The 26,384-nt window shown below is 60.6% G+C and carries 24 protein-coding genes; 16 read left to right on the top strand and 8 right to left on the bottom strand.

Going from position 1 to position 26,384, the window contains the following annotated elements; translation table 11 throughout:
* Positions 1-216: 216 nt before the first annotated feature.
* Genes LRP59_RS00120 through LRP59_RS00105 form a run of 4 tightly spaced genes read left to right on the top strand, consistent with a single transcriptional unit; the run spans position 217 to position 3,947 of the window.
* Positions 217-1,710 (top strand): methylmalonyl-CoA carboxytransferase subunit 5S, encoded by a 1,494-nt coding sequence (locus tag LRP59_RS00120; protein WP_002514451.1) that lies wholly within the window; start codon positions 217-219, stop codon positions 1,708-1,710.
* A 15-nt stretch (positions 1,711-1,725) separates the two neighbouring features.
* Entirely contained in the window at positions 1,726-3,300 is a 1,575-nt protein-coding gene (locus LRP59_RS00115; protein WP_002514450.1) for an acyl-CoA carboxylase subunit beta, read from the top strand.
* 26 nt (positions 3,301-3,326) lie between these two features.
* Positions 3,327-3,569, top strand: a complete 243-nt coding sequence (locus LRP59_RS00110; RefSeq protein WP_002514449.1) for a hypothetical protein — start codon at positions 3,327-3,329, stop codon at positions 3,567-3,569.
* Between the two features lie 15 nt (positions 3,570-3,584).
* On the top strand, positions 3,585-3,947 hold the full coding sequence (locus tag LRP59_RS00105) for a biotin/lipoyl-containing protein (RefSeq protein ID WP_002514448.1): 363 nt from the start codon (positions 3,585-3,587) through the stop codon (positions 3,945-3,947).
* Positions 3,948-4,102: 155 nt separating this feature from the next.
* Here the strand turns inward: LRP59_RS00105 and LRP59_RS00100 are convergent, their stop codons facing one another.
* Positions 4,103-4,456 carry a L,D-transpeptidase gene (locus LRP59_RS00100; protein WP_002520667.1) on the bottom strand — a complete coding sequence of 118 codons (354 nt, stop codon included), beginning with the start codon at positions 4,454-4,456 and terminating at the stop codon, positions 4,103-4,105.
* A gap of 67 nt (positions 4,457-4,523) precedes the next feature.
* Here LRP59_RS00100 and LRP59_RS00095 point away from each other — a divergent pair, with 67 nt between their 5' ends.
* Positions 4,524-4,889 (top strand): hypothetical protein, encoded by a 366-nt coding sequence (locus LRP59_RS00095; protein WP_014604219.1) that lies wholly within the window; start codon positions 4,524-4,526, stop codon positions 4,887-4,889.
* 112 nt (positions 4,890-5,001) lie between these two features.
* Here LRP59_RS00095 and typA read toward each other — a convergent pair whose 3' ends face one another.
* Positions 5,002-6,864 carry a translational GTPase TypA gene (gene typA / locus LRP59_RS00090; RefSeq protein ID WP_002514444.1) on the bottom strand — a complete coding sequence of 621 codons (1,863 nt, stop codon included), beginning with the start codon at positions 6,862-6,864 and terminating at the stop codon, positions 5,002-5,004.
* A gap of 397 nt (positions 6,865-7,261) precedes the next feature.
* On the opposite strand from typA, the gene LRP59_RS00085 reads away from it, so the two are divergent.
* The 5 genes from LRP59_RS00085 (at position 7,262) to LRP59_RS00065 (ending at position 12,138) form a co-directional block, all read left to right on the top strand.
* Positions 7,262-7,789 carry a DUF3151 family protein gene (locus tag LRP59_RS00085; RefSeq protein WP_002514442.1) on the top strand — a complete coding sequence of 176 codons (528 nt, stop codon included), beginning with the start codon at positions 7,262-7,264 and terminating at the stop codon, positions 7,787-7,789.
* Positions 7,790-7,916: 127 nt separating this feature from the next.
* Positions 7,917-9,521 (top strand): MFS transporter, encoded by a 1,605-nt coding sequence (locus tag LRP59_RS00080; protein ID WP_148378597.1) that lies wholly within the window; start codon positions 7,917-7,919, stop codon positions 9,519-9,521.
* A 24-nt stretch (positions 9,522-9,545) separates the two neighbouring features.
* Complete coding sequence (locus LRP59_RS00075) at positions 9,546-10,448, top strand: DUF4862 family protein (protein WP_002514440.1); 903 nt, start codon at positions 9,546-9,548, stop codon at positions 10,446-10,448.
* On the top strand, positions 10,445-11,416 hold the full coding sequence (locus LRP59_RS00070) for a dihydrodipicolinate synthase family protein (RefSeq protein WP_002514439.1): 972 nt from the start codon (positions 10,445-10,447) through the stop codon (positions 11,414-11,416). The genes LRP59_RS00075 and LRP59_RS00070 overlap by 4 nt, the downstream gene beginning before the upstream one ends.
* Before the next feature lie 32 nt (positions 11,417-11,448).
* On the top strand, positions 11,449-12,138 hold the full coding sequence (locus tag LRP59_RS00065) for an N-acetylmannosamine-6-phosphate 2-epimerase (RefSeq protein ID WP_002514438.1): 690 nt from the start codon (positions 11,449-11,451) through the stop codon (positions 12,136-12,138).
* Between the two features lie 124 nt (positions 12,139-12,262).
* Here the strand turns inward: LRP59_RS00065 and LRP59_RS00060 are convergent, their stop codons facing one another.
* Positions 12,263-12,997 (bottom strand): FadR/GntR family transcriptional regulator, encoded by a 735-nt coding sequence (locus LRP59_RS00060; RefSeq protein WP_002514437.1) that lies wholly within the window; start codon positions 12,995-12,997, stop codon positions 12,263-12,265.
* Positions 12,998-13,114: 117 nt separating this feature from the next.
* Between LRP59_RS00060 and LRP59_RS00055 the strand changes: the two genes are divergently transcribed.
* The 4 genes from LRP59_RS00055 (at position 13,115) to purB (ending at position 18,287) form a co-directional block, all read left to right on the top strand.
* Positions 13,115-14,026: a GNAT family N-acetyltransferase gene (locus tag LRP59_RS00055; protein ID WP_002514436.1), complete on the top strand. Its 912-nt coding sequence runs from the start codon at positions 13,115-13,117 to the stop codon at positions 14,024-14,026.
* A 154-nt stretch (positions 14,027-14,180) separates the two neighbouring features.
* Positions 14,181-15,479, top strand: a complete 1,299-nt coding sequence (locus tag LRP59_RS00050; RefSeq protein ID WP_002520659.1) for an adenylosuccinate synthase — start codon at positions 14,181-14,183, stop codon at positions 15,477-15,479.
* Positions 15,480-15,537: 58 nt separating this feature from the next.
* On the top strand, positions 15,538-16,857 hold the full coding sequence (gene purD / locus LRP59_RS00045) for a phosphoribosylamine--glycine ligase (RefSeq protein ID WP_032499803.1): 1,320 nt from the start codon (positions 15,538-15,540) through the stop codon (positions 16,855-16,857).
* Complete coding sequence (purB, locus tag LRP59_RS00040) at positions 16,854-18,287, top strand: adenylosuccinate lyase (RefSeq protein ID WP_002514433.1); 1,434 nt, start codon at positions 16,854-16,856, stop codon at positions 18,285-18,287. Before purD ends, purB begins: the two co-directional genes overlap by 4 nt.
* 33 nt (positions 18,288-18,320) lie before the next feature.
* Here purB and LRP59_RS00035 read toward each other — a convergent pair whose 3' ends face one another.
* The 3 genes from LRP59_RS00035 to ahpC form a co-directional block, all read right to left on the bottom strand.
* Positions 18,321-19,265: a hydrogen peroxide-inducible genes activator gene (locus LRP59_RS00035; RefSeq protein ID WP_002514432.1), complete on the bottom strand. Its 945-nt coding sequence runs from the start codon at positions 19,263-19,265 to the stop codon at positions 18,321-18,323.
* Positions 19,266-19,271: 6 nt separating this feature from the next.
* Positions 19,272-20,846 carry an alkyl hydroperoxide reductase subunit F gene (ahpF, locus tag LRP59_RS00030; protein WP_002514431.1) on the bottom strand — a complete coding sequence of 525 codons (1,575 nt, stop codon included), beginning with the start codon at positions 20,844-20,846 and terminating at the stop codon, positions 19,272-19,274.
* A gap of 95 nt (positions 20,847-20,941) precedes the next feature.
* On the bottom strand, positions 20,942-21,505 hold the full coding sequence (gene ahpC, locus LRP59_RS00025) for an alkyl hydroperoxide reductase subunit C (RefSeq protein WP_002514430.1): 564 nt from the start codon (positions 21,503-21,505) through the stop codon (positions 20,942-20,944).
* A 134-nt stretch (positions 21,506-21,639) separates the two neighbouring features.
* Between ahpC and LRP59_RS00020 the strand changes: the two genes are divergently transcribed.
* Both LRP59_RS00020 and purQ read left to right on the top strand, forming a co-directional pair.
* Positions 21,640-22,905, top strand: a complete 1,266-nt coding sequence (locus LRP59_RS00020) for a phosphoribosylaminoimidazolesuccinocarboxamide synthase (protein WP_002514429.1) — start codon at positions 21,640-21,642, stop codon at positions 22,903-22,905.
* A 2-nt stretch (positions 22,906-22,907) separates the two neighbouring features.
* Positions 22,908-23,582, top strand: a complete 675-nt coding sequence (purQ, locus tag LRP59_RS00015; RefSeq protein ID WP_002514428.1) for a phosphoribosylformylglycinamidine synthase subunit PurQ — start codon at positions 22,908-22,910, stop codon at positions 23,580-23,582.
* A gap of 77 nt (positions 23,583-23,659) precedes the next feature.
* On the opposite strand, the gene LRP59_RS00010 is transcribed toward purQ, so the two are convergent.
* Complete coding sequence (locus LRP59_RS00010; protein WP_002520655.1) at positions 23,660-24,613, bottom strand: N-acetylglucosamine kinase; 954 nt, start codon at positions 24,611-24,613, stop codon at positions 23,660-23,662.
* Positions 24,614-25,810: 1,197 nt separating this feature from the next.
* Positions 25,811-26,384, bottom strand: a 574-nt coding sequence (locus tag LRP59_RS00005; RefSeq protein WP_252236795.1) for a chloride channel protein, incomplete at its 5' end; no start/stop codon positions are given.

Below are 26,384 nucleotides of genomic sequence, written 5' to 3'. Positions count from 1 at the left end.
AGTGCCGATTCGGACCGCCTTAAGGAGCCGGGCTCCGACGGGAAATGACGTCAGTGAATCCGCGTAGGTGATCCCGTGGCGGCAGGCTCGTGGCGCCGTCTGGGTACCTCTTCTCGGTGTCCTCAGGTGAACGCCTTCGTGGCTGAACACTGTTAAGGTGTGGAACTTTGACCCCAAGTCGGTGAAAGCTTCGGGGACAGTGCAAAGATTAGATTCATGAGTCCACGAAAGATTGGCGTTACCGAGCTCGTGCTCCGCGACGCGCATCAGAGCCTGCTTGCCACTCGCATGGCCATGGAGGACATGGTTGATGCTTGTGCTGACATTGATGCGGCAGGCTTCTGGTCCGTTGAATGCTGGGGCGGAGCTACCTTCGATTCCTGCATCCGATTCCTCAACGAAGACCCATGGGAGCGTCTGCGTACCTTCCGCAAGCTGCTGCCGAACTCCCGGCTGCAGATGCTGCTGCGTGGCCAAAACCTCTTGGGCTACCGCCACTACAACGACGAGGTCGTCGACAAGTTCGTCGAGAAATCGGCCGAGAACGGCATGGATGTATTCCGCGTGTTCGACGCTTTGAACGATCCTCGCAACCTTGAGCACGCGATGGCAGCCGTCAAGAAGACCGGCAAGCACGCCCAGGGCACTATCTGCTACACCACTTCCCCGATTCACACCCCGGAGAGCTTCGTGAAGCAGGCCGATCGTCTCATCGACATGGGTGCCGACTCGATCGCCTTCAAGGACATGGCTGCTCTGCTCAAGCCGCAGCCTGCCTACGACATCATCAAGGGCATTAAGGAGAACCATCCGGACGTGCAGATTAACCTGCACTGCCACTCCACCACGGGCGTCACCCTGGTCACCCTGCAGAAGGCCATCGAGGCGGGTGTCGACGTCGTCGACACCGCTATCTCGTCGATGTCGCTCGGTCCGGGCCACAACCCGACCGAGTCTTTGGTCGAGATGCTCGAGGGCACCGAGTACACCACCGGCCTCGACATGGATCGCCTGCTCAAGATCCGCGACCACTTCAAGAAGGTGCGTCCGAAGTACAAGAAATTCGAGTCGAAGACGCTGGTCAACACCAACATCTTCCAGTCCCAGATCCCGGGCGGAATGCTCTCCAACATGGAGTCCCAGCTTGAGGCCCAGGGCGCTGGAGACCGCATGGATGAGGTCATGAAGGAGGTGCCGCGCGTTCGTAAGGATGCCGGCTACCCGCCGCTGGTCACCCCGTCGTCCCAGATCGTGGGAACCCAGGCGGTGTTCAACGTCTTGATGGGCAATGGTTCGTACAAGAATCTCACTGCCGAGTTTGCCGACCTCATGCTCGGCTACTACGGCAAGCCCATTGGCGAGCTCAATCCTGAGATCGTCGAGATGGCCAAGAAGCAGACCGGCAAGGAGCCGATCGACTGCCGTCCCGCCGACTTGCTCGAGCCTGAGTGGGATCAGTTGGTCGAGCAGGCCAAGAGTCTTGAGGGCTTCGACGGCTCCGACGAGGACGTTCTTACCAACGCGTTGTTCCCGGGAGTTGCCCCGAAGTTCCTCAAGGAACGCGCACAGGGCCCGAAGAGCGTCGCGATGACCGAGGCACAGCTGAAGGCCGAGAAGGAGGGCACCGGCGCTGCCGGCATCGCTGGACCGGTCAACTACAACGTGACGGTCGGTGGCAACAGCCACCAGGTGACCGTCGAGCCTGCGTGAGGATGATCGCCAACTATGGCTGAGAAGAAACCAATCAAGCTGGCCGACACTATGGCCGGCCGGATCGAGCAGCTCGCCGACGAGCGCCACGCTGTGGAGCTTGGCGGGGGCGAGGATCGCTTGCAAAAGCAGCGTGACAGGGGCAAGCAGACAGCCCGTGAACGGATCGACAACCTCGTTGATGCTTATTCCTTCGATGAGGTGGGCGCGTTCCGTAAGCACCGCACCACCCTTTTCGGCATGGACAAGGCCGAAGTTCCCGCCGACGGCGTAGTCACCGGTCGTGCGACCATTCATGGTCGCCCGGTCCACATCGCGTCCCAGGACTTCACCGTCATGGGTGGGTCGGCTGGCGAGACCCAGTCGACGAAGGTCGTCGAAACGATGGAGCAGTCCCTGCTGACCGGCACTCCGTTCCTGTTCTTCTATGACTCGGGCGGCGCTCGAATCCAGGAAGGCATCGACTCGCTGTCCGGGTACGGCAAGATGTTCTACGCGAACGTCAAGCTGTCAGGCGTCGTGCCGCAGATCGCCATTATTGCTGGCCCCTGCGCCGGTGGCGCCTCCTATTCCCCGGCCCTGACCGACTTCATCATCATGACGAAGAAGGCCCACATGTTCATTACGGGCCCCGGCGTCATCAAATCGGTTACCGGTGAGGAGGTGACTGCTGACGACCTGGGTGGTGCGGATGCGCACATGTCCACCTCGGGCAATATCCACTTCGTGGCCGAAGATGACGACGCCGCAGTGCTCATCGCGCAGAAGTTGCTGAGCTTCCTGCCGCAAAACAACACTGAGGACGCCCAGATCTCCAACCCCAATGACGATGTCTCCCCGCAGCCTGAGCTGCGCGACATCGTTCCGCTGGACGGTAAGAAGGGCTACGACGTCCGCGACGTCATTTCCAAGATCGTCGACTGGGGCGACTACCTAGAGGTCAAGGCCGGTTGGGCGACCAACATCATCACCGCCTTCGCCCGGGTCAATGGTCGTACCGTCGGCATCGTGGCCAACCAGCCGAAGGTGATGTCGGGTTGCCTTGACATTAATGCTTCGGACAAGGCTGCCGAGTTCATTACCTTCTGCGACTCGTTCAATATTCCGTTGGTGCAGTTGGTTGACGTTCCTGGCTTCCTGCCTGGTGTCCAGCAGGAGTACGGCGGCATCATCCGCCACGGCGCGAAGATGCTGTACGCCTACTCCGAGGCCACCGTCCCGAAGATCACCGTGGTGCTGCGTAAGGCTTACGGCGGCTCCTACCTGGCCATGTGCAACCGTGACCTGGGTGCTGACGCCGTCTATGCCTGGCCGAGCGCGGAGATTGCGGTGATGGGTGCCGATGGCGCTGCCAACGTCATTTTCCGTCGCCAGATCAAGGACTCTGAGGATCCCGCAGCCACCCGTGCCGCGAAGATCGAGGAGTACCGCAACGCCTTCAACACGCCTTACGTGGCTGCCGCCCGTGGACAGGTTGACGACGTGATCGATCCCGCGGACACCCGTCGCAAGATCACCGCCGCTCTGGAGACCTACGCCACTAAGCGTCAGTCCCGTCCGGCCAAGAAGCATGGCGTCATGCCTTGCTGAGCGAAGAAGGCTGATGGGAGGACAAGATGAGTGAGAACAATGAACTCGTCATCGAGACGCTGAACAAGCGACTCGCGGCGCTGGAAGCCGAGGTTTCCCGGCTCAAGAAGACGAGCAAGGGCGTTCCTGAGGACGTGCTCGCCGCCATCTGCGCCGCCGTTTCGGCTTACCTGGGCAACGACGGAAAGGTTCAGGCCGTCCGTTTCGCCCCGAGTGAGCCCTGGGTCCGTCAGGGACGCAGGGCTCAGCAGAACCATTCGATTCGTTGACCTGGAGAAACTGATATGAAGCTCAAGGTGACCGTCAATGACGTCGCATACGACGTTGACGTTGACGTTGATAAGACCCCCAATGCGCCGATGGCGCCGATCCTCTTTGGCGGCGGCGCCGGCGGCCCGATGAAGGCATCTGGTGGCGGCGCCGGTAAGGCCGGCGAGGGCGAGGTTCCCGCACCGCTGGCTGGGACTGTTGCCAAGATCCTCGTGGCCGAAGGAGATGCCGTCAAGGCCGGTCAGGTGCTCCTGACCCTCGAGGCCATGAAGATGGAGACCGAGATCAATGCCCCGGCGGACGGAACCGTCAAGGGGATCCTGGTGGCTGTCGGTGACGCCGTCCAGGGTGGTCAGGGCCTGGTGGCTCTGGGCTGATCCTCGAACCAAGAAACACATCGGCGCCTCACCGTGGTGGTGGGGCGCCGGTGCCATGTCTAGGGGCTACGAGTCCCCCTGTGACATTGTCAGTCGTGGTCTAGGAGACGAGATGGTCCGCTTCCCTGATGGGAGCCGGGCCATGCGTCGTCACATCACTTGAATACGATGACCTTGCGGCCAGTTGGAGTGCGGTTCCACAGCCACTTCAGACCAGACATATTGCGGATGTTGATGCAGCCATGGGAGGCCCCATTCCAGCCGCGACGGGAGAAGTCCGAAGAGTAGTGGATGGCCTGGCCCCTGTGAAAGAACATCGAGTATGGCATCGGGGAGCCGTAGACACTGGAGACGTGGTTCTTATCTTTCCAGTAGATGATATGGACGCCCTCGGCAGTGGGCTCACTGGCCCGACCGAAGCGGGCGTCAAGGGTGATGAGGATGCGTCCGTTGTGCACCATCCAGAGCTTGCGTTGCTTCTTGGAGGCGCAGATAACGGTTCCCTTCATGCAGCGACGGTCTAGGTGGGCACCGGTATTCGAGATCGGCAGGGTGGCTGGAGGAGCGACAGCGGGCTTGGACGACATTGAGGAAGCCGGAATCGACTTTGAGGGCTTCGGTGTCGCCGGTGAGCTCGGGGCCTCCGACTCGGTTGGGGAAGAGGTTGAGGCGAGGGAGGGACTGGCCTTAACAGAAGGGCCTTCCTTGGAGCTAACGGCCGTCGGGTTTGCGGGGATTTCGGGCGCGCTGGAGGTGACAGCGGGCGAGAACTGTCTTGGGTTGGGCGAGGCCGTTGGTTCTGCGTTCGCGACGCCGACGACCCCAGCAGACAGTGACATCACCAGCGCAGCAACCAGACTGGCAGCGCGGGAGGATCGCATTGATCACAACCTTTCGGGACGTGGACATGAAAATGCTACGCCTGGTGGCTCGCATTTTTGACCTGGTTTCTGCTCTCTCCCCCCGGGTCCGCGGTGGCAGGGCGTTTCGCCGTGATACGACGATGATGCTGCAGCACCCCTAGTCAGGGGGAGCTGCAGCACCGAGGCGTCTATCAGCCGTGCTTCGCACGGGTGCGGGCTTTGGCCCGCTCGTGGGCATTAAGTTCGGTCTTGCGGATGCGCACAACGTCTGGGGTGACCTCCAGGCACTCGTTTTCGCGGCAGAACTCAAGTTGTTGCTCCATCGAGAGCTTCGTCGCCGGGATCAGGCGCTCCAGTTCGTCGCCGGTGGAAGAGCGCACGTTGGTGAGGTGCTTTTCTTTGGTGGGGTTGACGTCCATGTCGTCGGGGCGGGAGTTTTCGCCGACGACCATGCCCTCGTAGGTGTCCTCGCCCGGCGAGACGAACATCGTGCCGCGCTCCTGCAAGTTGAACAAGGCGTAGGAGGTGACGACCCCCTGACGGTCGGCGACCATCGAGCCACTCTGACGGGTGCGCAATTCGCCTACCCAGGGCTGGAAGTTCTCGAAGATCTGGTTCATGATGCCCTGACCGCGGGTCTGGGTGAGGAACTCGGTGCGGAAGCCGATAAGGCCACGGGCTGGGACGACGAACTCCATGCGCACCCAGCCGGAGCCGTGGTTGACCATGTGCATCATCTGGCCTTTGCGTAGGCCCATCATCTGGGTGACGGGGCCCATGAACTCTTCTGGGGCATCAATGGTGACGCGCTCGAAAGGTTCGTGCAGCTTGCCGTCAATGGTTTTGGTGACGACCTGCGGTTTGCCAACGGTGAGTTCGAATCCCTCGCGGCGCATCTGCTCGACGAGGACGGCCAGCTGCAATTCGCCGCGGCCTTGCACTTCCCACATGTCGGGACGGTCGGTGTCAGCTACTTTGATCGACACGTTTCCGACGAGTTCTTGATCGAGACGAGCCTTGAGGAGACGAGCGGTGAGCTTGTCACCGGAACGACCTGACAGCGGCGAGGTATTGATACCGATCGTCATCGACATCGACGGTTCATCGACGTGGATGAGCGGCAAAGGGATCGGGTTCTCGGGATCTGAGAGGGTCTCGCCGATGGTGATCTCGGGGATACCAGCGATAGCGACGATGTCGCCGGGACCAGCTTTCTCAGCGGGGACGCGTTCCAGGGCCTCGGTCATGAGCAGTTCGGAGAGCTTGACGTTCTGGACCGAGCCGTCGCGCTTGCACCAGGCCACCGTCTGTCCCTTGGTGAGTTCACCGGAGACCACACGGCACAGGGCTAGACGGCCAAGATAGGGGGAGGCGTCGAGGTTGGTGACGTGGGCCTGTAGCACCCCACCCTCGTCGTAGGTGGGGGCTGGGATGTTCTCGAGGATGCAATCGAACAGCGGCTGTAGGTCGGGGGAATCGGGTAACTCGCCATCCCCGGGTTTGTTGAGGGATGCGCGTCCGGCTTTCGCGGAGGCATAGACCACCGGGACGTCAAGCAGGGAGGCATCGTCGTCGTCGGAAAGGTCCATGAAGAGGTCGTAGGTTTCTTCGACAACCTCGTCGATACGGGCGTCGGAACGGTCAACCTTGTTGAGCACCAAGATGAGAGGCAGCTTCTTGGCTAGTGCTTTGCGCAGCACAAAGCGGGTCTGCGGCAGTGGCCCCTCGGAGGCATCGACGAGCAGAATGACGCCATCGACCATCTCCAGGCCGCGTTCCACCTCGCCACCAAAGTCGGCGTGGCCGGGGGTGTCAATAATGTTGAGGGTGATTTCCTCGCCGTCACTCATGACGTGCTTGACAGCGGTGTTCTTGGCGAGGATCGTGATCCCCTTCTCGCGCTCCAGATCCATCGAGTCCATAACGCGTTTCTCGACCTCGGCACCCTCGCGAAAGGCTCCCGACTGCCACAACATAGCGTCGACCAAAGTGGTCTTTCCGTGGTCAACGTGGGCCACGATGGCAATGTTGCGCAGATCCTTGCGTACGGGCATGCAGAACTCCGGTTCAGATCGAGGATGGAGATACCGCGACGGGGCCGCGGGTGGTTGGTGGGTGCAAACACACCACAGTGAAGTGTAGGTCAGGGCAGGGTTGCGCCACGAATGAGCGAGTCAGCGCCACCTTCAGGAGTGCGAATGTGGTGACTGGGCCGCAGTTTTCTCAGCAGTCGTGTGGGTTCCGTCGCACCACTGCGAGGGCGGCACCTGGGCCTTGACGTGGGCGATGTGCTCGCCACATCCGGCCCAAGTCGTCTTGCCACAAATGCCACATCTGGCGGGTCGGCACATGGTGATAATCCTCTCCTTGGCTGAAACAAGTTTATTGTCGTAGGGCTTTATTGACGGCCCGAATAAGCGCCGCGGCGCATTTCGCCCTAGGCTTGGGATCATGGCTGAGGAGCAAAACACCGATCTGACCACTGAGATCGAGGGACAGGATCACGGCGTGCGGTTGCCGCCCGACCCGGCCATTCGCAAACTTGCTAAGCGTGGACGTGCGGAGTTCATTACGGTTGTCAAGGAGCACCCTTCCTCATCCCTGTGCTGGGCTCTCCTGGCTGAAGGGTCGCTGTTGAGCGATACAGATGCCGCTGATGTCGCCGCGTACGCCTATGCCCGTACGGGTCGTGACCTTGGCCTTGAGCAGCTCCGAGACGCTGGGTGGGACGGCGAAGGGCCAGTGGATTGGGGCTATCTGCCTAACCAAGGTGTGTTTCGTTGCCTCCATGCGTTGGCCATGGCGGCCGAGCGGCTTGGATTTGGGGATGAGTCCGACGACGCCGACACCCTTTTGCGGGAGTTGAGCGATGAGGCCTGGCAGGCATTGCGTGGCGATGATGTGCCGTCTGATAATGCTGTAGACGTCGACGTGGATGAAGAGCTCACTGACGAGCAGGAGCCCGATCATCAGGAGTGATGGGGTTATCGTCACGTAGACGTCGGCAGGTTGACAACATGATTCTGGTGATTCATCCTTGAGATAGGACATCCAAGGTCCAATGTAATGCGACGGGTTAACCCGACCAATCAATGGAGATGGGCGTATGAGCAACGTCGAGGCCATAGCAGCCAGGAAATCATGGCGTGACGAGTTGACTGGCACGCAGTGGAAATCCTTCTGGGCAGCATGGATCGGTTATCTGCTGGACGGATTCGACTTCGTCATGATCACGCTGGTCCTCACCGAGATCGGCAGGACCTTTCACGTCGGACCAGCGGCGACTGCGACCCTGGTGTCCGCTGCTTTTATTGCGCGATGGTTCGGCGGACTGCTGCTGGGAGCTATCGGTGACCGGATCGGCCGCAAGGAGGCCATGGTCATCTCGATTCTGCTTTATGCGGGTGGATCGGTCGTCTGTGCCATTGCCCCGGCTTTCTGGGTTATCTTCGTCGCCCGTGTCTGCATCGGCATGGGTATGGCCGGTGAGTACGGCTCTTCAGCCACCTACGTCATTGAGTCCTGGCCAGTGCGTCTGCGGAATAAGGCCTCCGGGTTCCTTATTTCCGGATTTTCCCTTGGCGCCGGTGTGACGGCTCAGGTGTATGCCCTCATCGAGTACCTTACCCGTGGTACCTCCGCTGAGTCTCATACCTGGCGAATACTCTTCGCGCTTGGCATTATTCCGATCGCCTTGGCCCTGTGGCTGCGTCGTGCCCTTCCTGAGGCCGCCGACTTTGTAAAAATGCGCGAGGAGGAGGCCGCTTGCGCCGCTGTCGGCGAGGCCGTCAAGAAGTCTGACATGTTCACCATGCTCTTCGCACGTAACCCGAAGCGAAGCATCATTAACATTATTCTGGCCCTCACAACTTTCGGATGCCTAATCGTCATTTACCTGTTCAAGAGCGGCGTCCCGGGGCTCGTGTTGGTACTGCTGTGGATCGTCGTCGCGGCCGTCATGGTGAGCTTCATGGTCCAGTTTGAGGGATCGCGTTGGCCGACAGGTGTGGCCGTCATGATCACGGTGTTTGTCGCCTTCCTCTACTCTTGGCCTTTGCAGGCTCTGTTGCCCACCTACTATCGCCAAACCCTGGGCCTGGCGAGCGACACCGCGTCCAATCTCGTAACCGCCACTTCTTTTGGCGCGGCAGCGGGCTGCATCATGGCCGGATTCATCGGTGACAGATTCGGAACCCGCAAGGCCTATTGGGTCTCCCTGCTCATCTCGGAGTTCCTCGTCCTGCCGGTCTTCCTCGTCAGCCGGGACATGGTGCACTCCTCGACGATGTGGATCGTGCTCCTTGGAGTTTTCATCTTTGTCCAGCAGATGTTCGGACAGGGTATTTCTGGTCTGCTACCAAAGTTCATTTCGAACTACTTTCCGGTCGAGAAGCGCGCTGCTGGCTTGGGCTTCTCATATAACGTCGGAGCTCTTGGAGGGGCTATCGCCCCGGTCCTCGGCATTGCCCTGGCAGGTGACCCAGCTACCGGTGTCGGCGGTGTGCTGCCCTCCAGCTGGGGCCTCGGATGGACCCTGTTCATCTTGTCCTTCGCATTCACCGCGGTGATCATCATTCTCATCGCCATCAATTTCCCGCTCCGGATGCAGAAGCTGTTGCGCCCCGACCACGTGCGTCCCGCCGACCGGATGGATCACGTCGATGAAGAGCTTGCTGTTTCCCGGAACCCTCGCACTATCGTCGCCTCGTGATGCGGGCGAGAAGGAGGACATATCATGACTGTTCCGACCATCGTTGGCGCATACGCTGCGATGCCACGGGCCATTGCTGAGCGGGAGGACTTTTACCGAAGCCTAGCCGCGACCGGTTGGGTAGACGGTATCGAGATCCCGTACCGGGACGGTCTCGACGCCGATCCCCGATGGCTCGCCGATCAACTGCGCGATCGGTTCGCCCACTGCGTCGTGACGGCCATTCCGGGAACCATGGGTCAGCTGGCCGGCAATCCGGACTTTGGTCTGGCCTCTCCTGACGGGCCAGGGCGTCAACGAGCACTCGAGTGGTTCACCAACCTCATTGACGATGTGCGAGCCTTGCACGAGATGGTCGGACACCCGGTCGTCAGATGGGTCGAAGTCCATTCCGCCCCCAGCCGCAAGGCCGACGCGAAGGCACTCGCCTCCTCGCTGGCCGAGCTTTCTGATCTCTTCGAGGACGCCGGACTTGTCATCGTCGTCGAGCACTGTGACGCGGCTGGTGGCGTCGGACCGGGCGAGAAGGAGTTCCTCAGTCTGGACGACGAGATCACCGCGGTGGTCGATACGAGGGTGCACCTGACGATCAACTGGGGCCGCAGCGTTGTCGAGTCCCATGACCCCGGGCGCCCTGCGCGTCAGGTCGCCCGGCTGGCTGATGCCGGTGTGCTCGGCGGGGTGATGCTCTCGGGTGCTGGTCCGGACGTCACCCAATATGGCCCAGCCTGGGGAGACGCTCACCTTCCGCTACGAAACGACGAACCCACCAGCCTCCTGACTACGGATCTCGTCGGCTCCTTCCTGGATGCGGCCCGAGGCCTTCAGGCCTACCAAGGCATCAAGATCCAGACCCCCGCTGATGCGACCGTCGAGCGGCGGTTGGCCATGATCACCTCCATTCATGACGTCATGGCGACGGCATGACACCCATCAACGACACGACATCCACGAACAACACGAAGGACAACACCATGACCACGAAGTTCCACGGCGTCATTCCCCCGGTCGTCACCCCACTAACTCCCAACGGTGACCTGGACGTCGCCTCCTACGAAAAGCTCATCAACCGCTTCATCGGGCAAGGGGTGGACGGTCTGTTCGTCCTCGGTTCCACGTCCGAGGTGGCCTTCTTCGACGACGAGATGCGTGGACGTGTCCTGTCCGAGGCCAAGCGGATCATCGACGGTCGGGTTCCGCTGCTGGCTGGCGTCATTGACACCGAGACCTTGCGCGTCATCCGTCACATCGGTCAGGCCGAGGAGATTGGGGTGGACGCTGTCGTCGCTACCGCTCCGTTCTACGCCATCACCGGGCCGACCGAGATCGAGAACCACTTCCGCGCTTTGCACGAGGCCACCGATCTGCCGTTGTTCGTCTACGACATCCCGGTGTGTGTGCACGTCAAGGTGCCCGTCGACCTCATGATGAAGTTGGGACGTGAGGGGGTCATCGCAGGCTGCAAGGACTCCTCGGCCGACGACGTGTCCTTCCGCCGTCTCGCCTTGGCTAACCGTGCTGCCGGCTCCCCGTTGTCCCTGTTCACCGGCCACGAGGTTGTCGTCGACGGGGCCTTTATGTCAGGTGCTGACGGCGTCGTGCCTGGGCTGGCTAACGTTGATGCGACCAGCTACGTCGCCATGTACAAGGCCTACCGTGAGGGGGATTGGGAGACGGTCCGCATCGAACAAGACAAGGCTGCCGAGCTGATGGAGATCGCGTTCGCACCGCAGGGTGTCGTCGGTCCGGCCGCTGGTGTGGGCGCTTTCAAGACGGCCATGCAGCTTCTCGGCATTATCGAAACCAACACTATGAGTGTGCCACTGCCAACCCTCACTGGGGACAACGTCGAGAGAGTTGCCGAAGTGCTGCGTCGTGTTGGCCAGCTCGCGTGAATGACAAGCATCGATGTGAGGAGGATTCAAGTATGAGCGGATTCACCGACCGGATCATTGCCTCTATGGCAGGAGGGCTTGTGGTCTCCTGCCAGGCTTACCCGGGCGAGCCGCTGCGTCATCCCGAGACGATGGCCCAGATGGCGGCTGCGGTCGAAGCCGGGGGAGCAGTGGCGGTGCGTGCCCAGGGACTCTCCGATGTCTCCGCTGTCAAGGGGCGCGTGAGCGTCCCAGTGGTTGGTATCTGGAAGGAGGGTGATGAGGGCATCTACATCACCCCGACCCTGCGCCATGCACGCTGCGTGGCAGCTGCCGGGGCTGACGTCGTTGCCCTCGACGGCACCCGACGTGAACGTGCCGACGGGTTGAGCCTGGCCGAGACGATCGAACACCTCAAGCGTGAGTACGACGTCGTGGTAATGGCCGATTGCGGCTCGGTTGACGACGGATTGTTCGCTGCTGAGGCGGGAGCCGACCTCATCGGGACGACGCTGTGCGGCTATACCGGGGAGCGCCCCAAAACCGACGGGCCCGACTATGAGGTTATTGAAGCCCTTGTCAAGAAGCTCAGTGGTGACTGTCCCGTCATCGCTGAGGGACGCATCCACACCCCGGACCAAGCGCGCCGTGCGATGGACCTGGGAGCCCATGCCGTCGTGGTAGGAACCGCGATCACCCATCCGACCTCGATCACTGGGTGGTTCCGTGACGCGCTGAGGTGACTTTGTCCGTGACGAGCACCTTTCCCAGGCCGAGGCCGGGACGTTTCTCGGTGTATCACACCGGCGCGTATCCTCCGCTAGCCAGGTCAGGCTGACTTTTTCAAAGTTGCGTGGCGTGCATTCTTCAGGAGGTGCGGGGTGCCCCTCCCAACCTCTCCCGAATGGCGGCGAAGTGGTCCCACATAGCCTCGCGGCTGGCCTGTGGATCATGGCCGATTACGCAGTCGGCGATGAGGTCGTGGGCGTGACGGGTGGCCGGCATCGTATTGGTTGGTGGAAGCATCAGCCCAGCGAGATTGAGGGAGTCCCAAAAGACGTCGATCAGCTCGCGGGCGAGTTGATTGCCCATGTCCGCGTATAACAGTCGGTGGAACTGGCGGTCCGCAGCGGCGGAGTCTTTAGGGTCATCCATCCGGGCCGCCAGGGCGTGCAGGGCCCGTCCGGTCTCGACGCTAATGCGGCCGGTGACCTCGGTGACCAGCGAGCACTCCATAAGGGCCCGCACCTCTACCATCTCTCGCAGACCGATGAAGTCCTTGGTGCCGCTTTCATCGTTGGTGACCTGCTTGACGCTCCGGTAGACAAGACTGGGCCGGATCGTCGAAGCAGATGCCGTAGACAGGTAGGTCCCCAGTCCACGACGCACCTTAAGGATTCCTAGGGCGCGCAATTCGCGCACCGCTTCACGCACTGTGCCACGGGCCATCCCGAACTGGGTCGCGAGGTCCTGTTCGATCGGGATGGGGTCCCCGGGGGCAAGGTCTGAGGAGAGAATCCACTTGAACATCCGCTCAGCTGCCGGATTGAGATTATCGGCTAGGTGGACGGCATCGTTCGTATCTGACATGCCGTTAATCATGGCATGGACGTCATGATGAGGACACTAGAAAATCAGCTTGGGTGACGTGAGGTGGCAAAAGGCGGAAGAATGGAGACGTAGCGACGTCAGAGGCGTCGCCAGACCCAGGAGGGTGACATGAGTGGGCACGTTGTTTTCCGCGATATGCGGCCAGAGGACGTCAAGGTGATCACCTTTGGAGAACCCGGTTCTCTGATTGATCGCGTCGACCGTCCGGATGTCGTCGCCAGGGTTGCGCTATACGAGAATCGAATCGTCGGATATGCGGTTTCGTGGTTGGCAGTAGTTCACCGTACTCGTCGATTTATCGACGTTGAGGTCCATCCTGACTCCCGGGACCATCGGATCGGTACACGGCTGGTGCGTCAGATCCAGCAGAGGGTAGATCGACCATTGGCGACCAAGGCTATTGCTGGTTCTGACGCTGAGAGTTTCATTTTTTCCTTGGGTGGAGAGGTGTACGCATCGTGTCCGCCCTTCGAGCTGTCTCGCCGTCATTTTGGACGAGCGGTTGAGGTATTGGAGGAGGTCAGCCTTGGCCCGGGCGGCGCCATCTCGGGCGCAACCCTGGCCCCCGGCGTGCTCGAGATGCTGTGGGAGCAGATGTACGTGTGGATGCATGCATCATGGTCCCCGGTCGATGACAGCGAGGCGGCCCACGAGGCGCTGCGTCAGGAGCTGGAAGACCTCGACTCCGAAGCCACTCGAGTAGCGCTTGTTGATGGTCAACCCGCGGCGGTGGCCTTCGTTTTTGTGGACGAGAACCCGACCGTGGTGGCAGAAACCGTGCAGGCTGATACCCCCGCTGGAGACAACGCCGTCGCCTCAGCAATGTCATCGGTGATCACCTGGGCCGAAGATGCCGGCTACAAGCGCATCAATTTTGACGGTCACCGCAGCGACCCACACTTCGGCCCGCTCGCGTCTCGCCTTCCGCTGGAGGGGGCCAGCCTGAATCTCATGGAGATCTCGGTCCTGCCTGCTGACGACGCCGGTGATCCGGCGGACGGTGGCGCAACCGTCGCCTAGGGCGTTACTGGCGAAAAGGCCTGGGCTGGTGCGGGCGGAACGGATCGGCCTGGGCCGGCGCGCCCATTGTCGTTATGGGCACGTAAAGTGTCCTTGGTTGCACAGCGGCATGTGCCGATGCAACCAGAGGCAACCCGCACAGTGGTGCGAGGAAATGGAGGAACACATGCCTGGAATCGTCGTCATGGGTACCCAATGGGGTGACGAGGGCAAGGGCAAGGCCACCGATCTCATGTCCGAACGCGTCGACTATTGCGTGCGGTATTCGGGAGGCAATAACGCTGGACACACTGTCGTCGTCGGTGACGAGAAGTTCTTCATGCACCTGCTTCCGTCTGGGGTCCTTAACCCGAACTCCACGGCCGTGCTCGGCAACGGAGTCGTGCTCAACCTTGACGTGCTGGCCGATGAGATCGACACCTTGCGCGGCCGCGGCGTAGACATTCCGCACCCGCTCATCAGCGCCAATGCGCACCTCATCACCCCGTACCATCAGACCCTCGACAAGGTCACTGAGCGTTTTCTTGGCAGTCGACGTATCGGCACCACGGGTCGTGGCATCGGGCCGACCTACTCTGACAAGATCAATCGGATGGGTATTCGCGTCCAGGATCTTTTCGACGAGTCGATCCTGCGTCAGAAGGTCGAGGCTTCTCTAGACCAGAAGAACCAGATCCTGGTGAAGATCTACAACCGTCGCGCTATCGATCCAGACGAGGTTGCCGACGGTCTGCTGGCCCACGCCGAGCGCATCCGCCCCTACGTCGTTGACGTGGCTCGAGTTCTCAACAAGGGCCTTGACGAGGGCAAGGTCGTGCTTTTTGAGGGCGCCCAGGCCCATCATCTTGACGTTGACTTCGGCACTTATCCGTATGTCACCTCGTCTAACCCGATCGCTGCGGGCGCGTGTACTGGTTCAGGCGTTGGACCGACTCGCATCGACCGCATTGTTGGCATCGCTAAGGCGTACACCACTCGCGTTGGTGAAGGTCCGTTCCCGACCGAGCTCTGTGACGATGACGGTGAGCGGTTGCGCAGTGAGGGTGGTGAGTACGGTGTCACGACCAAGCGTCCGCGTCGCTGTGGCTGGTTTGACGCGCTGGTAGTGCAGCAGGCGGTCATGATTAATTCGGTGACCGACCTGTTCCTCACCAAGCTTGACGTGCTCACAGGTTGGGAGAGGATCCCGGTCTGCGTGGGCTACGACATTGACGGTGAGCGTACCGACGTTATGCCCGTCACCCAGTCCGATTTGCACCACGCCAAGCCGGTCTATGAGTTCCTGGATGGCTGGAGTGAAGACATTTCTACGGCACGTTCCTTCGATGATCTGCCGCGCAACTGTCAGGCTTACGTGCGTCGTCTAGAGGAGCTCGTGGGTACTCGGGTCTCCGGGATCGGCGTGGGGGCTGGACGCGACGAGTCAGTCGTGATCAACGACCTCATTGACTGATTCCTCCCGGCTGACGGGAATAGACGCTGTAGGTTCTAGGCTAGTCCCCGTGTCCAGCATGACTGTTCTCGTCCTTGGGTCCGGTGGCCGCGAGCATGCCCTTGCCTTGGCCTGCCATCGTGACCCAGAGGTTGCCGCCGTCCACGTCGCTCCCGGTAACCCGGGGACGGCATCCTTCGCCACGAATCATCCGTTGGATCCGTGCGATTGTGATGCCGTTGTCTCCTTGGCGCGTGGCCTGGAAGCTGACCTCGTCGTCGTCGGCCCGGAGGCGCCGCTGGTTGCCGGGGTGGCCGATGCTCTGCGCGAGTCCGGGATCGACTGCTTCGGTCCAAGTGCCGAGGTCGCCCAGTTGGAAGGGTCGAAGGCTTTCGCCAAGGAAGTGATGGCTGCTGCCCGCGTGCCGACGGCAGCCTCCCGTTCCTGTGACGATGCCAATTCCGTCTTGGCTGCCCTTGACGAGTTCGGGCCACCATACGTGGTCAAGGACGATGGTTTGGCGGGAGGCAAGGGAGTCGTCGTCACACAAGATCGCGCCATGGCCCTCGCTCATGCCGAACGGTGTTTCGAGTCCGATCACCGGGTGGTCGTTGAGGAGTACCTTGACGGCCCGGAGGTAAGTCTTTTTGCTATCTGTGATGGCACCCGTGCCCTTCCGATGCAGCCGGCCCAGGACTTTAAGCGGGTCGGGGATGGGGGAGTTGGTCCGAACACCGGTGGCATGGGTGCCTACACCCCGTTGCCGTGGGCCCCAGACGATCTCGTCGAGACGGTGTCGACTACCATCATCTCGCCAACCCTGAGGGCCATGGCGGATCGCGGTACCCCATTCGTCGGCCTGCTTTACGTGGGGTTGGCGCTCACTTCTGCTGGTCCCAAAGTCGTTGAGTTCAACGTGCGATTCGGCGATCCCGAGACTGAGCCACTACTGAGTATGGTGGAGTCACCTATGGCCCAGATCATGGCTGCCGCGGCTCGTGGAGACCTGTCCGGCGTTGACGGTCTTCGCTTCCGTTGTGGCGCAGCCGTCGGCGTCGTGATGGCCAGCGAGGGTTATCCCGCTTGCCCGGCGAAAGGGCGCCGGGTCGTCGCCCCGGTTGACGACGAGGACGTTTTGCACGCTGGGACTCGTATCGAAGGGGACGGCCTAGTTACCAGTGGTGGCCGCGTTCTCGTCGTGCTCGGCCACGGCGAAACTCTGGCCGGAGCCCGCGCTGACGCCTACCGCAGGATCGACCAGTTGGAGGTTAGTGACGGGTTCCACCGCACGGACATTGCCCGCCATGCAGCCGAGCTCGAGGCCGTTGACGAAATGGCTGACGGACCCGCACCGCAGTCCGAGAATTCCACTAACCTGACCGACGGGGAGTCTTCATGAGCGTACCCAATATCCTTGCCACCCGTTATGCCTCCGCGGCCATGCGTTCCATCTGGACGCCGGAAAACAAAATCCGTGCCGAGCGCAGACTCTGGCTGACCGTCATGGAAGCTCAAGCCGATCTCGGTGTGAGCTTTGGTGGCGACGATCCCGAACAGGTGTTGGCCGACTACCAGGCGGTTCTCGATGACGTCGACCTTGACTCGATCGCCGAGCGGGAGGCGATTACTCGTCATGACGTCAAGGCCAGGATTGAGGAGTTCAACGCCCTGGCCGGGCATGAGCACATTCACAAGGGCATGACGAGCCGTGACCTCACCGAAAACATTGAGCAGATGCAGGTGCTGGAGTCGCTGCGGCTAGTGCGCGACAAAATGGTTGCCACGCTCAACCAGCTGTCGCGCCTGGCCGCTCAATTCTCCGATCAAGCCATTGCTGGACGCTCTCACAATGTTGCCGCCCAGGTGACGACCCTGGGCAAGCGGTTTGCCACCGCTATCGATGAGATGCTGGTGGCATGGGATCACGTCAACGAGCTCATTGAGCGCTACCCGGCTCGTGGTATCAAGGGCCCGATGGGAACTGCCCAGGACATGCTTGACCTGCTTGGCGGTGATGAGTCCAAGCTTGACGATCTTGAGCATCGCGTTGCTGATCATCTGGGGTTTAACCAGGTGCTCACTTCGACCGGTCAGATCTACCCGAGGTCCTTGGACTTTGAGGTCATGTCAACTCTGGTGCAGGTGCTGTCAGGCCCGTCTAACCTGGCGACGTCTATCCGCCTTATGGCCGGTAACGAACTTGTCACCGAGGGGTTCAAGCCCGGCCAGGTGGGTTCCTCGGCGATGCCGCACAAGATGAATGCTCGTTCCTGCGAGCGGGTCAACGGCTTCCTTGTTGTGTTACGTGGCTATTTGACTATGGCCACCGGTCTGGCGGGAGTGCAGTGGAACGAGGGTGACGTGTCCTGCTCGGTGGTGCGTCGTGTGGCGCTGCCCGATTCCTTCTATGCCATCGATGGTGCTTTCGAGACCTTTTTGACGATCCTTGGCGACTTCGGGGCGTTCCCCGCCGTCATCGAGGCTGAGCTTGAGCGCTACCTGCCCTTCCTGACGACTACTAAGGTCCTTATGGCTTGTGTGCGTGCTGGCGTCGGTCGGGAGGACGCCCATGAGGCCATCAAGGAACACGCCGTAGCCGTGGCCCTCGACATGCGCGAAACCGGTCGCACTGGTAACGACCTTTTCGCCCGTCTGGCCGCCGATCCGCGCATCCCGCTCACCAAGGAGCAGCTACGTGGTTTGGTGTCCTCTCCGCTGGATCTCACTGGTGGCGCCCAGGATCAGGTCGAGGCGCTGTGCGCCAAGGTGGAGGACATTGTTCGGGAATACCCGAAGGCTGCCAACTACCTGCCTGGTCTGGTGTTGTGAGGTGATCGTGCTGGGGCACGCACCACGTTGTCATCACATCCCGTGAGAGCACAACGATGCTCCGGCAACGCCGAGAGGCTCGACGACGTCACCTGGTAGCTGCCGCAGGATGGTGGTCAGGGTCTGCACCGCCGGACGGTGCATTGTGGCCGGTCTGCCAGCCACCACGATGTCGCGGTGGGGTCTGGGGTGGGTGAATTCCCGCACCACGATGCGCGGGTCCGCATGAAGTGGTGCTGAGATCGCACTGCGCGGCATAAGGGTTCGACCGGCGCCCACCGATACGAGTTCGCGGAGCGTCTCGAGGGATCCCGCCGTGAGGGTGGCGGGAGGCAGTGGATGAGACGGGCTGCACACCTCAAGCACCTGGTCTCTTAGACAGTGCCCCTCCGACATGAGGATGAGCCCTTCGGTGGGAACGTCGTGCGGATCGATTGGTCCTTCCTCACGGGCCAACTCATCGTCAGCCCCCGTCACGAGCAAGAACTCCTCCCGAAAAACGGGAATAGTCACCAAAGAGTCATCACTAACGGGGGCTGCCACTGCGGCGACGTCTAACTGTCCGTTGCGGATCGCCTCCAACAGCTCTGCCGTGCGCTTCTCGACGATATGGATGTTCACGCCAGGATCGTGCTGGTCACATCGGGCGATCACCTGAGGCAACACGAACGGCCCTAAGGTGGGGAATACCCCGACCCTCAGCTGGAGGGTCATCCGGTCGGCTTCCTCCCGCGCCATGGTCCGGATGTCGTCGGATAGCACCAACATGTCACGGGCAGCTTGGGCGATGCGTTCCCCCACTGGGGTGATCTCGATGCGTCGTCCCACCCTAACGGCCAGCACCACGCCGAGCTCGTTCTCGAGCCGGTGGATTTGAGTTGAGAGGGTGGGCTGGCTGACACCGCATGACGCCGCAGCCCGGCCGAAGTGGTGTTCTTCGGCCAGGGCGACGAAATACCGCAGATCATGAAGGTTCACACGGCCTCAGTTCTGTGTCGGATTTTGACGGATGAGGTGGTCGAAGGCGCCCAGAGCAGCGGTGGCGCCGGCCCCCATCGAGATGATGATCTGCTTGTACGGCTGAGTGGTGCAGTCACCGGCGGCGAAAACGCCGGGGGCTGAGGTGGTGCCACGCTCGTCGATGACGATTTCTCCCCGCTGGTTGCGCTCCAGGGCACCTTCGAGCCATTCGGTGTTGGGTAGCAGACCGATTTGGACAAACACACCTGCTAGCTCGATGGTCTTAACGTCGCCGCTGGTGCGGTCCTCGTACTCCAGACCGGTCACCTTGGATCCGTCGCCGAGGATCTGGGTGGTGCGGGCCGAGGTGATGACGTCGACGTTCGGTAGTGAGTTCAGGGTGCGTAGTAGTACGTCGTCAGCCTTGAGGGCGTCGAGGAACTCCACGACGGTGACGTGGTCGACGACGCCGGCGAGGTCGATAGCGGCCTCAATACCGGAGTTTCCACCTCCGACGACGGCCACCTTTTTGCCTGTGAATAGCGGGCCATCGCAGTGCGGGCAGTAGGTCACACCCTTGGTGCGGTATTCCTCCTCGCCAGGTACGCCAAGGTTGCGCCAGCGGGCACCGGTGGCCACGATGACTGAGCGCGCCCGCAGGTCGCCGTCGGTCAGATGCACGGTGGTCATACCGCCGGTGGTCTCTATGGCGCTGGCGGTCTGACGCTCAATAACGTCAATGTTGTAGTCGTTGACGTGGCTGCGGAGGGCGTCGGCCAGACGCGGACCGGTGGTGTGCGGCACCGAGATGAGGTTGTCGATGGCCTCGGTATCGAGTACCTGGCCGCCGATCCGAGACCCGACCATGGCGGTGCGAATGCCCTTACGAGCCGTGTACACGGCGGCCGCGGCACCGGCGGGACCCGCCCCTACGACGAGCACGTCGTAGGGGTCGCGCTGCGAGAGGTCTTCCTTGGCTCCCTGGGCGGCGTCGGCGTCGAGACGCTCGAGGATTTCGGCCATGTCCATGCGCCCGGAGCCCCAGTCCTCGCCGTCCAGGTAGATGGCCGGCACCGAGGCGATTCCTTTGGCTTCTACCTCATCGGTGTGGGTGCCACCGTCAACGGCGGTGTGGTGAATATTCGGGTTGAGGACGGCCATTGCGTTGAGGGCCTGCACTACCGTCGGGCAATTTTGGCAGGTTAGTGACATGTAGGTGACGAAGTGGTGCTCACCTTTGACTGCGCGCACGGCGTCGATGAGGGACTGCTCCTCCTTGACGGGGTGTCCACCTACCTGCAGCAGGGCCAGCACGAGGGAGGTGAATTCGTGACCCATCGGCAGGCCCGCAAAGCGGACGTCGATGGGGATTCCGGGGCGGGTGATGGCAAAGGAGGGGGTGCGCTCATTGTCGACGGGCTCACCGACGCTCACTTGGTCAGATAAGGCGGCGATCTCGGATAGAAGCTCGTCCATGTGAGCCGACTTTGACGACTTGGCGGCGTCGTCACCCCGGTATGGGGAAGGCACCAGGACGATCGGTTCGCGCACCATCTCGAGGTAGGTCTTGAGCTGAGTGGTCAGGGCGTTATCAAGCATGGTTTTCCTGAAGGGGTGAGGGGGGAGGGAAGGGTACCGGTCTGGGGATCCGCTGCAGGGACGAGTGCCCCTGCAGCAGATGCTCGGGTCGGAACTCAGATCTTGCCGACGAGGTCGATCGACGGGGCGAGGGTCTCATCGCCTTCTTCCCACTTGGCGGGGCACACCTCGCCTGGGTGGGTGTAGATGTATTGGGCGGCCTTAACCTTGCGGACTAGCTCGGTGGCATTACGTCCAATTCCTTCAGCGGTGAGCTCGTAGAACTGAATGATGCCGTCAGGGTCGACGAGGAAGGTGGCGCGATCGGCCTGTCCGGCACCCTCGCGCTCGACGTCGAAGTTGCGGGTCAGCTGCAGGTTCGGGTCGCCGATCATCGTGTAGTTCACCTTGCCGACGGTGTCGGAGTCGGCATGCCACGCTTTGTGCACGAAGTGCGAATCGGTGGACACCGAGAACACCTCGACCCCCATGGCCTGCAGTTCCTCATAGTGGTCGGCGAGGTCGCCCAACTCGGTGGGGCAGACGAAGGTGAAGTCACCGGGGTAAAAGAAGAACACGGCCCACTTGCCGTTGATGTCGGAATCGGAGACCTCGATGAAGTCCCCGTTGCGGAAAGCGTTGGCCTTGAACGGAAGGATCTTGGTGTTGATGAGACTCATGGGTGTCCTTTCTCGTCGACGATGTGATAGATCACGGCTATCACTAAACCAGTATCTATAGTCAATAGCTATAAAGATCATGAACTCGGGACTCTCTGTGTCGCCAGGGCCCGCACCCGTGGCATGATGCCCCCATGGTCACTTCGCACCTCGATTTTCCATTGCTGGCTGAGGGCAAGGTCCGACGCCTCTATCGTCTTCCCGATCAGCCGGGCCGCCTGCTTATGGTCGCTACTGACCGGATTAGCGCCTACGACCACGTCCTGACCCCCGATGTTCCCGGCAAGGGAGCCATCTTGACGAATATGTCCTTGTGGTGGTTCGACCAGTTGGCCGACATCGTCGATAACCATCTCGTGAGCGTGGATGTCCCCGCCGAGGTCGCAGGGCGCGCCATGGTCGTTGAGGAACTCGACATGTTCCCGGTCGAATGCGTCGTGCGGGGCTACCTCACCGGTTCAGGGTGGGCCGAATATCAGCGCAACCAGGCCGTGTGCGGAATCCGCCTTCCCGAGGGACTGCAGAACGGATCCCGGCTCGAAGAGCCTATTTTCACCCCGGCAATTAAGGCCCCGCAGGGAGAGCATGACGAGAACATCGACTATCTACGCCTGGTAGAACTCGTCGGTCCCGATGTTGCAGCGCAGCTGCATGACCTTTCGCTGCGGGTCTACCAGCGTGCAGAGGAGATCGCTCGGAAGCGAGGCATCCTCCTGGCCGATACCAAGTTTGAATTCGGGCGTCGTGCTGACGGCACCATCGTGCTAGCCGACGAGGTGCTTACCCCTGATTCTTCGCGATTCTGGGACGCCGAGACGTGGCGGCCCGGCAAGGGAGCAGATTCCTTCGATAAGCAATATGTGCGCGATTGGCTCGCGAATGAGTCCGGTTGGGATCGCGCTAGTGACCAGGAGCCGCCTGCCCTCCCAGAGGAGGTCGTCAAGGCCACCAGTCGGCGTTATGAGGAGGCCTGGGCACGTCTGACTGGCGGGCAAGTGTCTGATGAGGTCAGCGATGAGACGCCTCACAATGAGGCCGACGATGACAAGCACGCGAGGGCTTCGCGGACGGATAGCGTTTCCGGGGAGTTCGGGGACGCTGCACCGGTGGCCCTCGACGTTCCTGGCGAGTCGGAGTCCTGTAGTGCCGATAAGATTGGGGCTATGTCACGTGTAGTGGTGGAGGTCATGCCGAAACCCGAAATCCTGGATCCCCAGGGCAAGGCCATCACGTCGGTGCTCGCTCGGCTTGGCCATGACGGCTTGACGGTGCGCCAGGGTAAGCGTTTCGAGATCACTGGTGAGGGTTTGGAAGATCGTCTCGACGAGATCCGTCAGGTGGCCTCTGAGCTGTTGGCCAACACCGTCATTGAATCCTTCGACGTGCACGTGGAGGACTGACGATGGTGCGCATTGGAGTCGTCACCTTCCCTGGCACTCTCGACGACCAGGACGCAGCGCGGGCCGTTCGTCTGGCCGGGGCTGAGCCTGTGTCGCTGTGGTACGCCTCGACCGATCTGGCTGGGGTCGATGCCGTCATCCTTCCGGGAGGCTTCTCTTATGGTGATTACCTGCGTGCAGGAGCTTTGGCTGCTGCCTCGCCGGTGATGTCGTCTATTCGCAGAGCTGCCGATGGGGGCCTGCCAGTGCTCGGTATCTGCAACGGGTTTCAGGTTCTGTGTGAATCCCATCTGTTGCCTGGCACTCTGATGCGTAACGAGAAACGACGCTTCCACTGTTCGGTGCAGCAGCTTCAAGTTGCCAGCGTGGACACCGTGTGGACCTGCGACTTCCGTCCCAGTGAGCGCATTCATATTGCTGCTAAGCACGGCGAGGGTAACTATGTGGCGGACGCTGCAACCGTGGCTGCGCTGGAGGCCAATAATCGGGTCGTCTTCCGCTACACCGCTAATCCGAATGGGTCGGTTCACGACATCGCTGGCATCACTAATGAGGCGGGCAACGTGGTCGGGCTCATGCCGCACCCGGAGCATTCTGTAGAGGAGCTCACCGGCGCCGGGACCGACGGGCTGGGATTCTTTCGATCGTTGATGACATTCTTGTCCGCCCAGCTGTAGCGGTGTTCGTCCTGGAGACGTGCGGCGGGGTGGTCCTCATGGTCCACCCCGCCGTCAGGATTCTGCGGTGTTGTGGCTCACTGGGTGACGTGGATGCGCTGGCCGAGCGGGGACTCGGGGCTGACGGTTGGTAGGGCAGCGGCGCCGTCGAGTCCCTCGCCGAGAGGCTCGACGATTCGCGCTCCCGGCATTGCCGCAGAGATGTCCCTGGTAATCGCGGCATGGATGAGCTGAGACTTCATAACCCCGCCCAGTAGACCGACGGCGGGGCTGTCGGCGTCGGTGAGTTCGGTCTGGCGCAGACCGGTAACGGTGGAGTGGGCTAGCTCATGGGCTGCGTGCACGCAGATATCACGGGAGACGTGGTCCCCTTCTTCGGCTGCGGCGGTGACTGTGGCTGAGTAGGCCGCGATCCGTGAGACCATGAGCGGGTCGGCATGGAGTTCCAGGTAGGCAGCCTCGATGTCGTCAAAGTCGTTGCCGATGGTGTGGCTAAGGACTGTCGGCTCGCCGCGACCATCGTGGGCGCGCATGACAGCATCCAGACCATGACGGCCCAGCCAGAAGGCTGATCCGGCATCGCCGATGATGTACCCCCAGCCGTCGACTCGGGCCACGTTGTGGCGGCCTACGGCCAGAGTGATGACTCCGGTGCCCGACGCTGTAACGACGCCCAGTTGGTCACCGAGAGCACCGAGGTAAGAGGTGATGGAGTCGTGGGCGAGCAGTACTCGACTGACGCCGAAGGGTTTGAGAGCGTGCAAGACGGGAATGGGGTCCTCGTCGTCGCGGGCCCCCGATGATCCGATAGCTACTGTGCATTCGGACTGGGTGATCTCCGGGTGAGCTGTCGCGACGTCGTGCATGATGGTCGCAAACTGCTGGGCTAGCGGGAGCGCGGTGCGCACCCCTGACGAGGTGACGATCCAGCCCGGCCCCCATGGCCCTGGCTCGCACCGCACGCGGGTGCTGGACTGTCCGGCGTCGACGGCGAGGACTGGGGAGGAATCACTGCGCACGGCATCATTCATGGAGTCGAGGGTATGGGGAGAGTGGGTGGCGTGCCCACTAGAGTATTCGGGACGATCACGACAGCCGATCGAACAGGGGTTACGTGAGTAGTTGCCAATTGGAAATAAGAAAGGCGGCAAAAACATAACCACCTAGAGGGCTTGGGCGATGGTGTCGGTGGTTAGGGGTGCGCGGCGGTATTGCTCCTCGTCCGTGGTGTTGTGTGTGGATGCTCATAAGTTGTCTCCCACTTGAAAGTTGGACGGTGTCCAGGTCTTGGCCTGGTTCTCGCTGGCGACCGAACAGACATCCGATACTAGCTCCAAATTGGTAACGCCGTTGTGAGATAAGCGGTGGTATTGCTTACCGGTTATGGGCTCATGGATGTTCAGTGCCTTTATTCTTTCACGAGTGTAGTACGAACCCCGCGGTCATGGACTATCTTTCCCAGATTTCACAAACTATGGAAAAGTATTTTAGAATCTCGAAAAAGAACAGGAAATCTAATAAAAGACTAATTGCAAACCAGGCGGCGACAGACAAGTATAAGCCGAGGGCAACCCAGGCACTCATTTTCGAAACTATTGAATGGCGATCGTTGCGGAGTGTTGATTCTCGCGATACCGAGTCCCCATCCAGCGACAAGAAACACAGATAATGGAGCCAGATACATAACGAAGGCTTTGCGACTGAAGGTAGAATTATCTGGTACATAAAAAGTGCCTATACCTGCAACAAAAATATAGTAAGTGGTTGCTAATAATATTCCTATTATAGCCGCCATGACGACGCCGATTATCTTGACTCTGCCTTTCTTCTTTGCTGGCGTGGTACAGTTGCGGACTGTCCGCCCCCGTACCCCAGTTATCCATCCAATCACAGGTAGCACCAAGGAGATAAGTGCCATTCTGACGTTCCGCGAATAGTTACCCAATGGAAATAAAAAAGGTAATAAAAACTCAACCGCCCAGGCAACCCCGGCTACGGCTCCGATGATGAGGCCGTTGAGGGATGCGTGGCGGTATTGGTCCTTGGGTCTGTTTTGGTGAATGGTCATTGTTTCCATCTCATGGTGGAGGAATGTCAGCCGGTCTGGTTCTGTGGCAGCTGTGAAGTTGATGCCCGGAAGTAATTAGGACCATTATAGCCACCGCAGCTGGGATAACTCCCAAGGCTACTGCCACTGGTAAGGACCTGTGCCAACATAAATATATCCATTAAAATTCAAAGAAAAACACTGACAAAAGTATGTACAAGTGGAACCAAAACACCGCAGCAATAAATATTGTGATTACTGTAACAATGCTCATGCTGGGGATAAATGAAGCACTGCTGTTTTTGAGTCTAATTCCGATAATACTAAGAACCAGGCCAGCGAGAGGAAATACCATGAGAAGGACCACGTGAGCCGCTATCTCCTTGCCGCTCAAAGTGGAAATCATATCCAAAGGGTCCGAGAGAAAAAACATGAATACACCGGTGAGGGTTGCCATGGCAGCGCCAATAATCTTGGCTCTGCGTCTGCGTTTCTTTGGGTCATCACATGCGTACACTCTTCTTTCCCATAAGCCCGTGAGCCACCCTACTAGGGGAAAGATGAGCGACATAATAAGGATAGACGGATATTCCTTGAGGTCTATCACCTTCCATGAATTGACGTATAGTATTAAAAATACCATAGCCCAGACGGCTCCGACGATGGTGCCGATGGCCAGGCCGTTGAGGGGTGCGTGGTGGTATTGCTGTTCGGGTGTGTTTTTGTGGGTGGTCATCGTGGTGCCTTTGTGGTGG

The sequence above is a fragment of the Cutibacterium sp. 37298 genome, from assembly GCF_023838685.1.
GTDB lineage: Bacteria > Actinomycetota > Actinomycetes > Propionibacteriales > Propionibacteriaceae > Cutibacterium > Cutibacterium acnes.
The sequence above is the reverse complement of the archived record's forward strand: the minus strand, read 5'-3'. Positions and strand labels throughout refer to the sequence as shown.

Excerpts from the sequence above, each read along its gene's own strand:
- LRP59_RS00120 (WP_002514451.1), top strand. The coding sequence starts at position 217 with ATGAGTCCACGAAAGATTGGCGTTACCGAGCTCGTGCTCCGCGACGCG.
- LRP59_RS00100 (WP_002520667.1), bottom strand. The coding sequence starts at position 4,456 with ATGAAGGGAACCGTTATCTGCGCCTCCAAGAAGCAACGCAAGCTCTGG.
- LRP59_RS00080 (WP_148378597.1), top strand. The coding sequence starts at position 7,917 with ATGAGCAACGTCGAGGCCATAGCAGCCAGGAAATCATGGCGTGACGAG.
- LRP59_RS00070 (WP_002514439.1), top strand. The coding sequence starts at position 10,445 with ATGACACCCATCAACGACACGACATCCACGAACAACACGAAGGACAAC.
- LRP59_RS00110 (WP_002514449.1), top strand. The coding sequence starts at position 3,327 with ATGAGTGAGAACAATGAACTCGTCATCGAGACGCTGAACAAGCGACTC.
- purD (WP_032499803.1), top strand. The coding sequence starts at position 15,538 with ATGACTGTTCTCGTCCTTGGGTCCGGTGGCCGCGAGCATGCCCTTGCC.
- ahpC (WP_002514430.1), bottom strand. The coding sequence starts at position 21,505 with ATGAGTCTCATCAACACCAAGATCCTTCCGTTCAAGGCCAACGCTTTC.
- LRP59_RS00085 (WP_002514442.1), top strand. The coding sequence starts at position 7,262 with ATGGCTGAGGAGCAAAACACCGATCTGACCACTGAGATCGAGGGACAG.
- LRP59_RS00060 (WP_002514437.1), bottom strand. The coding sequence starts at position 12,997 with ATGATTAACGGCATGTCAGATACGAACGATGCCGTCCACCTAGCCGAT.
- ahpF (WP_002514431.1), bottom strand. The coding sequence starts at position 20,846 with ATGCTTGATAACGCCCTGACCACTCAGCTCAAGACCTACCTCGAGATG.
- LRP59_RS00115 (WP_002514450.1), top strand. The coding sequence starts at position 1,726 with ATGGCTGAGAAGAAACCAATCAAGCTGGCCGACACTATGGCCGGCCGG.
- typA (WP_002514444.1), bottom strand. The coding sequence starts at position 6,864 with ATGCCCGTACGCAAGGATCTGCGCAACATTGCCATCGTGGCCCACGTT.
- purB (WP_002514433.1), top strand. The coding sequence starts at position 16,854 with ATGAGCGTACCCAATATCCTTGCCACCCGTTATGCCTCCGCGGCCATG.
- LRP59_RS00055 (WP_002514436.1), top strand. The coding sequence starts at position 13,115 with ATGAGTGGGCACGTTGTTTTCCGCGATATGCGGCCAGAGGACGTCAAG.
- purQ (WP_002514428.1), top strand. The coding sequence starts at position 22,908 with ATGGTGCGCATTGGAGTCGTCACCTTCCCTGGCACTCTCGACGACCAG.
- LRP59_RS00020 (WP_002514429.1), top strand. The coding sequence starts at position 21,640 with ATGGTCACTTCGCACCTCGATTTTCCATTGCTGGCTGAGGGCAAGGTC.
- LRP59_RS00105 (WP_002514448.1), top strand. The coding sequence starts at position 3,585 with ATGAAGCTCAAGGTGACCGTCAATGACGTCGCATACGACGTTGACGTT.
- LRP59_RS00075 (WP_002514440.1), top strand. The coding sequence starts at position 9,546 with ATGACTGTTCCGACCATCGTTGGCGCATACGCTGCGATGCCACGGGCC.
- LRP59_RS00010 (WP_002520655.1), bottom strand. The coding sequence starts at position 24,613 with ATGAATGATGCCGTGCGCAGTGATTCCTCCCCAGTCCTCGCCGTCGAC.
- LRP59_RS00050 (WP_002520659.1), top strand. The coding sequence starts at position 14,181 with ATGGAGGAACACATGCCTGGAATCGTCGTCATGGGTACCCAATGGGGT.
- LRP59_RS00065 (WP_002514438.1), top strand. The coding sequence starts at position 11,449 with ATGAGCGGATTCACCGACCGGATCATTGCCTCTATGGCAGGAGGGCTT.